The organism is Microcoleus sp. AT3-A2 (assembly GCF_036705685.1).
Taxonomy (GTDB): domain Bacteria; phylum Cyanobacteriota; class Cyanobacteriia; order Cyanobacteriales; family Microcoleaceae; genus Microcoleus.
Genome location: NZ_JAUBVF010000133.1, coordinates 1 through 2,993 on the forward strand (window position 1 = coordinate 1; position 2,993 = coordinate 2,993).

Genomic DNA, 2,993 nt, shown 5'->3' on the forward strand with positions numbered 1-2,993 from the left:
CGACTGATTGTCGGTATGATCGAATCAATGACGTGGCAATCGCCTGACTCACTCTTTTAAGATACAAGGGGCGGGTTCACCAACCTTTTCAGGCTAAAACCAACAATCTCAAAAACCCGCCCCACCCAACGGTAAACACGATCAATTAACTGTGATGAAGCTTTCCTTTATGCTACCATAAAATTAGCCGATAGTTGATAGTAATTTTTGACAGAATGGCTGGTTATGCCAGCCAACAATGGAGCAGTAAGGGGCGCTGTAAGGTATTTTCTAATTCCATATTTTTATCAGCAACCTCCATATAAATCACCTGAAATCGACCACCTCATTGCCAACCCAAATCACCGGCTTAAATTTGATTTATTGCAACTATTACAACTCTTGAGCCGACTCTTCTAAAACATCGATCGCGTGAGTGAGGCTATTCAGAAAAGCTTGATTAATTCGAGCTGCATAACGCTCAATCTGTGGGAAATTTCCGAATAGTTTCATCATCTTGATGCCTAGCCGTCGTCGCAAATGGTCACGTTTTTTAAATTTGCGCCCACAAAATCAAATCTTCGCAGCGTTTTATTGCTAAAATCGAAAAAAATAGTAAATAAGTGCATTCATCATTATCAATGTGACGATTTTGCATAATATTTATTAGCACCATAAGCAATAAGGGTTAAAACGCTCAATGTCTGCTCAAGGGTTTTATCGTCGTTCACTCCCCGATTCTGCTATTGCCTTTTCCTCCGTAGAGGGAAAGCAAATATTTCGAGAAGCGTTGGCATTGGGAGGTATGGAGGGGTATTTTGCTCTAGGGGAACAGTTTCATACTCAAGCAGAACCCGCTTTTTGTGGATTGGGTAGTTTAGTTGTTGTTCTTAATGCCTTATCCATCGATCCGGGTCGCATTTGGAAAGGAGTGTGGAGATGGTATGGAGAGGAATTTTTAGACTGTTGTTTACCTCTTTCAGTAATTAAAGAAAACGGTATCACCTTTGATGAGTTTGTCTGTATAGCACGTTGCAACGGTGCTGTGGTAAAACCTAACCGTTACCACCAAAGCAGCTTGGAAAACTTTCGGCAAGCAGTTGAGAAAGTGACTACGGCGCCAGGTGATATTCATCTAGTTGTTTCTTACAGCCGAAAGGTATTGGGACAAACGGGTGATGGTCACTTTTCGCCAATTGGTGGTTATCATCCACAGCGAGATCTAGTTCTTCTGCTGGATGTTGCCCGTTTCAAATATCCACCTCACTGGGTTTCTCTGCCTTTGTTATGGCAAGCATTTGAACCTGTCGATCCCGTCACTAATCAATGTCGAGGTTATATTTTATTACAGAAGAGTGAAAGGTTGCCCGAAACCTTCTTTCATGTTGGTTGTGATTTACATCAGTGGCGTATTGTTGCTACTTACTTTGCAGAAATACTCCCAGACATTCTGAGAAAAGAGCAACCTGATTCAATTGCTTCAGTTGTCAGTATCATTCTGCACCATTGGCCTGTTGAATTTACAACCATGCTGCATACCTCCTCAGAGACGGCAGAGACTCTTGAGAAATTACGGGCAGCTATTGAGTTAAATTCACTGTTTGATATTGTTCACCAATGCTTGTCGAGTGATGACGGGGATGCAATGTCTGTTTTAGGGAAGTGGTCGCAACAGCCATTCGTAGCAGAGATCATAACAGCCATATTACTCTCCTGCCCCGAAACGCTCTATGCAACTCTCAAACCAGAGTTACGACTGTGGTTTAGTGAGGTGCGCCACCTGGAGAAACTACTCCCTCCCTTGGATGTAGAGATATCTAGATTGGGAGAACAAATGTCAGCACTCCAGGAGTTTTACACTTTATATTCAAAGGGACATCAGTGCCATATCCCTCAGAGTTAGCACCTACCGCCTTTTGAACTCCCCAAACCTCGCCTAACTACAAAAGTGAAAATTAAATAGGAAGATTTAATAATCTGATGCTGGTGCCGGTTGTTGAGGAAGATTCGGCGCAGCGAAATATTAGGGTTGTGACTGATGCGAGTGAGGAATGGACAACGGAAAAAGTGGAAGTGGTGGTAAAAAATGTAGTGCGAACATCTGGCTGGTTAGCTGTTTTTGCCTAAATCCTATTTGATTGACGGTTGGTTGAGGTAATCAGCACATATCGGTTTGTATTCTTCTGCCACTTTCGGATGTGTTCTGAGATAATCGCTAATCCAATTGCAACCAAATGCCATTAGTGGATCAACATCCCAAACCCACAGTTTGATGGTGTTGTCACTGCTTCCAGAAGCCAAAGCTAAGCTATCAGGACTAAAGGCGACGCTCCAGACCGAACTACTATGGTCAGTGAGGGTAGCGATGGGTTTTTGGCTTTGCAGGTTCCACAGTTTGATGGTATTGTCACTGCTTCCAGAAGCTAAAGTTTTGCCATCGGGACTAAAAGCCACGCTATTGACCAAATCGCTATGGCCAGTGAGGGTAGCGATGGGTTTTTGGCTTTGCAGGTGCCACAGTTTGATGGTGTTGTCACTGCTTCCAGAAGCCAAAGTCAACCCATCTGGACTAAAAGCCACGCTATTGACCGAACTGCTATGCCCGGTGAGGGTAGCGATGGGTTTTTGGCTTTGCAGGTGCCACAGTTTGATGGTTTTGTCATCGCTTCCAGAAGCCAAAGTCAACCCATCTGGACTAAAGGCGACGCTATAGACCGGATTGCTATGCCCGGTGAGGGTAGCGATGGGTTTTTGGGTTTGCAGGTTCCACAGTTTGATGGTTTTGTCACTGCTTGCAGAAGCCAAAGTTAAGCCATCTGGACTAAAGGCTAGGCTAATAAGCGAATTGCTATGCCCGGTGAGGGTAGCGATGGGTTTTTGGGTTTGCAGGTTCCACAGTTTGATGGTTTTGTCATCGCTTCCAGAAGCCAAAGTTTTGCCATCTGGACTAAAGGCTAGGCTAATAAGCGAATTGCTATGCCCGGTGAGGGTAGCGATGGGTTTTTGGGTTTGCA

3 protein-coding genes and 1 pseudogene are annotated in these 2,993 nt (G+C 44.3%); 2 read left to right on the forward strand and 2 right to left on the reverse strand.

Going from position 1 to position 2,993, the window contains the following annotated elements; genetic code table 11:
- Positions 1-372: 372 nt before the first annotated feature.
- The gene (locus QUB37_RS29365) at positions 373-495 is read right to left on the reverse strand and encodes a hypothetical protein (protein ID WP_333168728.1); all 123 of its coding nucleotides are present in this window, start codon (positions 493-495) and stop codon (positions 373-375) included.
- A gap of 184 nt (positions 496-679) precedes the next feature.
- On the opposite strand from QUB37_RS29365, the gene QUB37_RS29370 reads away from it, so the two are divergent.
- Entirely contained in the window at positions 680-1,882 is a 1,203-nt protein-coding gene (locus QUB37_RS29370) for a phytochelatin synthase family protein (RefSeq protein WP_333168730.1), read from the forward strand.
- A gap of 77 nt (positions 1,883-1,959) precedes the next feature.
- The gene (locus tag QUB37_RS29375; RefSeq protein ID WP_333168732.1) at positions 1,960-2,106 is read left to right on the forward strand and encodes a hypothetical protein; all 147 of its coding nucleotides are present in this window, start codon (positions 1,960-1,962) and stop codon (positions 2,104-2,106) included.
- A 3-nt stretch (positions 2,107-2,109) separates the two neighbouring features.
- Here QUB37_RS29375 and QUB37_RS29380 read toward each other — a convergent pair.
- Positions 2,110-2,993 (reverse strand): annotated as a pseudogene (locus tag QUB37_RS29380) (WD40 repeat domain-containing protein); the annotation flags it as partial.